We start from the raw sequence: 6742 nt of genomic DNA on the forward strand, positions 1-6742 counted from the left end.
GGCGGGCGTTGAGCGCGTCGGCATGGCGCTCGCGAATCGAGGCATGGGCCCCCTGGCGGGCGGCGCGGTCGGCAGAATCCGCCGCCGCCACACGTACACGGTCGCCGATAACGCCGGCGTTTTCGGGGGCGGCAGTCAGCGACTCCTCAAAGGTAATGCCCGCATCGCCAAAGGTGAGCTCCATCGACTCGCGCGCACCGCGGTCGGGAATGGCAAACACGCAAGCGTAGCGCTTGCCCACAACCTCCTGAATGCGCGTCATAAATCGATTGTCCGAGCCCGCAATGGCCGGCTGCTCAATCTTGAGCTCGGCCGTAACCGCGCCGCCGGCACGAATCAGGCTCACGTAGTTCAGACGCTGCTGAGCACCAAAGTCGAGCTGCTGGGCACGCACGTACAGGCCGTCCAGACGGTCAATCCCCGCCTCGTCGGCACGGGCTTCGATATCCTCGTAGGCACGTAGGCAGTCGTCGAACAGCGAGCGCGGCTCGGACAGGACCACAAGTGCCTTGCCGCTCACGTGCGCCAACGGGCTCACGGTCTGGCCGTACATCACCGGCAAAAAGCGGTCGAGCTCGGGCGTGACGATGCGCGCGTCCACCATCTCGAGCAGCGCCGCCAGCTTGCTGTCGTCCTGGCTGGCGCGGTAGAGCGCCACATGCATGTTGTGGACTGCCTCGTCGGTGAGCGCCAGCTCGCGGCAGGGGAAGATCTCAATGCTGTCCTCGTTGCCGATGGTTTGGCCCGTGGAACTCACCATGCGACGGATGCGGTCGATCTCGTCGCCAAAGAACTCAATGCGCACGGGTGCCTTCTCCTGCGCGGGAAACACCTCGACGGTGTCGCCGTGCACGCGGAACAGGCCGGGCGCGTCGGCGGCACCGGCATTGGCGTAGCCCATGCCCACCAGGCGCTGCGGCACCTCGTCGAAGGGAATCTCCTCGCCCACCGTAAAAGTAGTGGACTCCCAATAGCGGCTCTCGACCGGCGGCACGCAACGCAGCAGTGCGCGAGCGGAGGCGACCATGATGCAGTTGTCCCCGCGCACGATGCGCCCGAGCGCCTCGCAGCGCTGGGCTACCACGGCGTCGTCGGGCGCCTGCTCGCGCCAAGGGTAGTCCTTGCGCTCGGGAAAGCGGCACACGTGCGCCAGGCCCACATAGGCGGCCAGACTGCGTGCGGCGCGATCGGCCGCATCCTCGCCACTCACAATGTAGACCGTGGGGCGCGGGCGACGCGCAAACTGGGCTGCCGCCATAAGCGTGCGACCCGACTGCGACACGGCCAGCGTCACGTCCTCGCCGGCATCGAGCCCGGCCTCGACGGTCTGCAGTGCCTCGGCAGTGTAGAGCTGCGCGGCTATACGGTGAATGAGCATGCTGTTCCTCCGGCATTGCAACGCCAAAAGCCCGCCGGGGCAAGCTCGGCAGGTCGTACGTCAAATACATTGTCTGTCATGGTAGCGCATGGAGAGGACTCCGGCTCAAGGGCAAACCTAGCCCCGCAAAAAACGCCAGACGAAGATGCGTTCCGCCCTACCCCGCTACGCGCACGCTGGGGCACAAATCTGCCAGCGGGCACTCGTCACACTTGGGTTTGCGGGCGTCGCAGATCTCGCGACCAAAGGTGATCCACTGATGGTTGACCGACTCCCAATACTCGTGCGGCAGAATCTTGAGCAGATCCCGCTCGGTCTTGAGCGGCTCCTTGGCATGCGTCTTGGGACTCAGCATTAGGCGATGCGCGATGCGGTTGACGTGCGTATCGACCGCAATGCCCTCGACAATGCCAAACCCCACGTTGAGCACGATGTTCGCCGTCTTGCGCCCCACGCCCGGCAGCTTGACGAGCTCCTTCATGTCGGCCGGCACCTCGCCGCCATAGTCGGCGACGATCATCTGCGCGGCCTCGACGGCATGCTTGGCTTTGCTCTTGTAGAAGCCGAGTGACTTGATGGTGTCCGCCACGTCAGCCACGCTCGCCCCGGCCATGGCCTCGGGCGTGGGCCACTGGGCAAACAGCCGCGGCGTCACCTTGTTGACCTGCATATCGGTCGTTTGCGCCGAAAGCAGCACCGCGATCAGCAGGCGGAAGGGATTCTCGTGGTCCAAAAAGCACTCGACCGGGCCATAGCGACGGTTGAGGCGCTCACACACCTCGATGGCGCGCTCGCGCTTGGCGGCATTGGTCTCGCGTGGCATAACGACTCCTCGGCTCAACGGCACAATAAACTTATGAGCACAATTGTCCCACGTATAGGGTCGTTACGCTTCCAAAAATGCGCCGGTCTGGCGGCTCCACAGGCTTGCATACTCGCCGCCCGCCTCGACAAGCTGCGCATGCGTGCCGTCCTCGACGATCTCACCATCGGCCAGCACCACGATGCGGTCGAGCGCCGCCACGGTGGACAGGCGGTGCGCCACCACAATGGAGGTACGTCCACGCATCAGATTTTCGAGCGCCTCCTGCACCAGAGCCTCGGACTCGCTGTCGAGGGCAGAGGTCGCCTCATCGAGCACCAGAATCGGCGCGTCGGTTAGGATGGCGCGGGCGATAGCCACGCGCTGACGCTGGCCGCCCGAGAGCTTGACGCCGCGCTCGCCCACCATGGTGTCAAAGCCACGGGGCAGGCGGTCGATAAACTCCAGGGCATTGGCCAGGCGCGCCGCCTCACGAATTTGCTCGTCGGTGGCGTCGGGGCGGCCGTAGGCGATATTCTCGCGAATGGAGCGGTGGAACAGCAGCGCCTCCTGCGGAACGTAGGCAACCTGGCGGCGCAGGCTCTGCTGCGTGCAGCGCGAGACATCCTGACCGTCCACGAGTACGCGGCCGCCCTGAACATCGTCCAGGCGCAGCAGCAGCTTGGTGAGCGTCGTCTTACCCGAGCCCGATTTGCCCACCAGGCCCACGCGCTGGCCCGCCGCCACATGAAGCGTCAGGTCATCGAACACGCTCTCACCCGCCGCAGCGTCACGGTACGCAAAGCTCAGGTGCTCAAAATCAATCGCGCCCTCGGTCACTTTGAGCTCAGGGGCGTCCGGGTCGTCTGCCACCAAACGTGGCTCGTCCAGCACGCGCGTCATCTCGGCAGCGTCACCCAGCGCGCGGTTGATACGCTGCATCATGGAGCTCACGTAGTTCAGACGCATGGTGAGGTTGTACGTATAGGTAAAGATCATGACGAGCGCGCCGGCCGAGATGCCAAACCACGCGTTGCCGCCCGCCACAAACACGCTCACCACGGCCATGGTGATGACGATAAGGCCCGAGGTCGTAAAGTTGCGCTGCATCATGGCGTGCATCGATACCGTCTCAGCATCGCGCGCGGCGCGGTCGGCGGCATCGAACAGATCGTGCTCAAAGTCCTCGCGCCCGCAGGTCTTGACGGCCAGGATGTTCGTGACCGCGTCGGACAGCACGCCCGACAGCTTGTTTTGCGCGGCGGACGTCGCGGCCGAAAGCGGCATGATACGCTTGTACATAAGCCAGACAAACGCAATGTAGACGACCATGATGCCCACCAGGATCACAGTAAATGTGGGCACCACCGGGGCGAGTGCCGCCACCGTGCAGACGACCGAGGTGATGGTGGGAATGAGCGAATACACCGTCACGTCCACCAGTCCCGTATAGCCGCTCATAAAACGGCTCGTCTGGCTAACGAGCGATCCGCCAAAACGGCTGGTGTGAAATGTCATGGATTGGTTGGAGAGCGTGTCGAAGCACAGACGCGCCAGGTGATAGTTGCCTGCGATTTCGAGCTTGTAGACGGTGTAGTCCTGTAGCTTGGAGAGGATCTGACCCACCAGGTTAACGAGTACGAGCGCCAGGATATAGGGGCCGAAGACCTCAAACACCTGGTCACCCGCCACGGGACCGGCTTGAACGCGGTCGACAATGAGGGCCATCACATAGGTATTGGCAAACGTCAGCAAAAAGATGTAGCCCGCCGACGAGAACACCGAGAGAAAGACGATCAGCGGCTGTGTGCGCGTGACGTCCCAAAAACGCTGCAGCGTGCGACGCACGGTTGAGCGTTTGAGCGGACTGGTGCTTCTCTGAGACATGGGCTTCCTTTCGCATCTGATAGGGCGAAACACCATTGTTGCACATTAAAGTGCGCTTTAGGCAAGTGCGATGCGAGAAGCGCTGCGCCCCGCGCCTGCGCAGACGCCCCGCCGTCAGGTGCGGCTAGTCCTCGTCTTCTTGCCCTGCAAGCAGGCCCGCAGACGTGAGCCCCAAGACCTCGTCGGCCTCCTCGGCATCTTCCAGCGCGTCGATATCCTTGAGCTTGCGCTCCATAACGTTGGTGCGCGTGGTGATGATGCCCTCGACCGTCTTGCCCGCGGTCTCGATCTGCTGCTGGGCGCGGCGCAGCGCCGCCTGATAGCGCGGCAGCTCGGCCTTGACGGCGGAAAGCACACGCAGCACGTCGTCGGTGCGTTTTTGCAACTTAAACGTCTGGTAGCTCATCTGCAGGCTGTTGAGGATGGCGGCCATGGTGCTGGGACCGGCTACGTTGACGTGATAGTCGCGGCCCAGGGTCTCGATAAGCCCGGGGCGGCTGACGATCTCGGCGTACAGTCCCTCAAACGGCACGAACATGATGCCAAAGTTGGTCGTTGCCGGCACACTCAGGTACTTTTCGCAAATGTCTTTAGCCTCGCGCTTGACCATGGTGTCGAGCGTCTTGCGCGCGGCGGCGACGGCCTCCGCGTCGCCCGACTCCTGGGCATCGAGCAGATGCTCATACGCATCGCCCGGGAATTTGGAGTCGATTGGCAGCAGCACGGGGTCTCCCTCGTCTACCGGCAGCTTGACGGCAAACTCAACGCGCTCCGAGGCGCCGGGCTTGGTGGCGACGTTTTCCAGATACTGGTCGGGTGTGAGGATGTCCGCCAGGATCGCGCCCAGCTGCACCTCGCCCAAAATACCACGCGCCTTCACGTTGCCCAGCACACGTTTAAGGTCGCCCACGCCGGTGGCGATAGATTGCATATCGCCCAGGCCCTTATACACGGCCTCGAGCTGGTCGCTCACCTGCTTAAACGATGCCGACAGACGGTCGTTGAGCGTGCGGGAGAGCTTCTCGTCCACCGTCGCGCGCATCTGATCGAGCTGCACGTTGTTGTCCTTGCGGATGGCGCCCAGCTGGGCATCGACCGTCTCGCGCACCTTGTCCAGGCGCTGCTCGATGCCCTCGCGGTTGGCGCCGAGCTGTTGGGTCGTCTCGCGGCGCAGGTCATCCATACGGTCACCAGCTTGCGAGAACTCGCGTGCGATGGCCAGGTAACGTTGCTGCTCCACGGCCGCATCGGTCGTCTGCTGCTGCGCGATGGCATTGGCCGTGCGGCGGGTTTCAGCCAGCGCGACGTTCAGGGCATCGAGCGCGTTGTTGGCCTGCTCAAGTGCTGCCAGCGTTTCCGCGCTACTGTCGCCACGCTCCCGCAACTCGGCACGCAGGCTCTTGAGCTGGATGGCGCAAGCCACAGCAACCCCCACCGCCACCAAGGCGATCACAACAAGCACAATATCAATAGCAGACATAAACTCCGCCCAACAAACCCAATCGAGCACCAATCAAAACCGCGATCAATCTTACCCCGCCATACACACGGATCACTCACTGCCTTGCAGACAAATTTCTCTTATAGCCGCGGGCGTTAAAACGCTAGCTCTCCCAGCCGGCGCGGATGGTTGTTATGACGTCACCTAGGCGCTGGCCCAGGGCCGCTAGATGTTGAAGCACCTCGTTGGGCGATGCGCCGTTGAGGATGCACGTGAGGGCATACGACGCCAGAAAGATGGCCGCAAGCCCCAACGGGATGAGCACGATCATCGCCAATGTGCGCAGGCGCTGGCCCAAACGGCGGCGGCGCGCGCGGCGTTTGTCGAACGCGAGCTCCTGCGCATATGAATCTTGCTGTACGGAATAGGCCTCTGGCGCCGATTCACACCCGGGCACAGCTGCAGGTACAGCAGCGGGCACGACGTTTTGCACGGGCGCCTGGTTGGCAACCCCTTGCATTTGCATCTCCATGAGTCGTTGCTGCTGACGCAGCATGCGCTCAGCTTGTTGCTGCGGAGTCTCAAGAAACAGATCCATGTTGGCCTCCAAAATCGGGGCATTCGACGCTTACGGCCAGCATCCCGCACCGCCATGACCGCGGCAACGCAATCGCCGGCAATAGCCACAAAGTTTCTTTTGCTCAAAAGCTGTCGAAAAGCTCAACAACTCCCCTACCAGCACTTTCTCTGAGCTTTTTTCGCCAGCAATCTTTTGGCCTTCCACCCTTACGCCAGCTGACCAAAATCTAACCAAAAGCTTGACGAAAATTGTGGAGACCGGGACCTCAAGTAAAACGTGACAGCCCCAAGCGAAGCAGCCTGGACAGTTAGTTCAGATATGTATAAATCAGACCCCCCACAGAAGGGCCGACACGCTCCGTTTGCTGCATTTTGGTCCCCCATAACGGACATCAAAGACCCAAAGTCAGGCGTAACAGGCATCCAAATGACGCCCAACAGACCTCCAAGGACCCAAAAGACAGCCATCGAGCGATTGGAAAATACGAATCTGAACTAACTGTCCGCCCCCACACAAAACGTGCCGCCCCATAGGGGGCGGCACACAAACTTTAATATCAGCTTTTCTGTAGCGAGCACGCGACGACCCAACGCCGGGGCGCGGGGCGGGGAGATACCTTTCCCTCGCGCGACTCTGCGAAGCCGTGAGCGAGAG

Annotated in this window: 4 protein-coding genes and 1 pseudogene; all 5 read right to left on the bottom strand. The window is 62.3% G+C overall.

Features of this window, described 5'->3' with window-relative positions:
* Positions 1-1378: pseudogene (locus DW870_RS09430) on the bottom strand (transcription-repair coupling factor); the annotation flags it as partial.
* A 157-nt stretch (positions 1379-1535) separates the two neighbouring features.
* Positions 1536-2201, bottom strand: coding sequence for an endonuclease III (nth, locus tag DW870_RS08540; RefSeq protein WP_117743114.1), 666 nt, complete (start codon positions 2199-2201; stop codon positions 1536-1538).
* Positions 2202-2264: 63 nt separating this feature from the next.
* Complete coding sequence (locus DW870_RS08545; protein ID WP_117735430.1) at positions 2265-4067, bottom strand: ABC transporter ATP-binding protein; 1803 nt, start codon at positions 4065-4067, stop codon at positions 2265-2267.
* A 124-nt stretch (positions 4068-4191) separates the two neighbouring features.
* Complete coding sequence (locus DW870_RS08550) at positions 4192-5547, bottom strand: DNA recombination protein RmuC (protein ID WP_117743113.1); 1356 nt, start codon at positions 5545-5547, stop codon at positions 4192-4194.
* Positions 5548-5671: 124 nt separating this feature from the next.
* Positions 5672-6106, bottom strand: coding sequence for a hypothetical protein (locus DW870_RS08555; RefSeq protein WP_117735428.1), 435 nt, complete (start codon positions 6104-6106; stop codon positions 5672-5674).
* Positions 6107-6742: the final 636 nt, after the last annotated feature.

It is taken from the genome of Collinsella sp. AM38-1BH (genome assembly GCF_003467545.1).
Classification (GTDB): Bacteria; Actinomycetota; Coriobacteriia; order Coriobacteriales; family Coriobacteriaceae; genus Collinsella.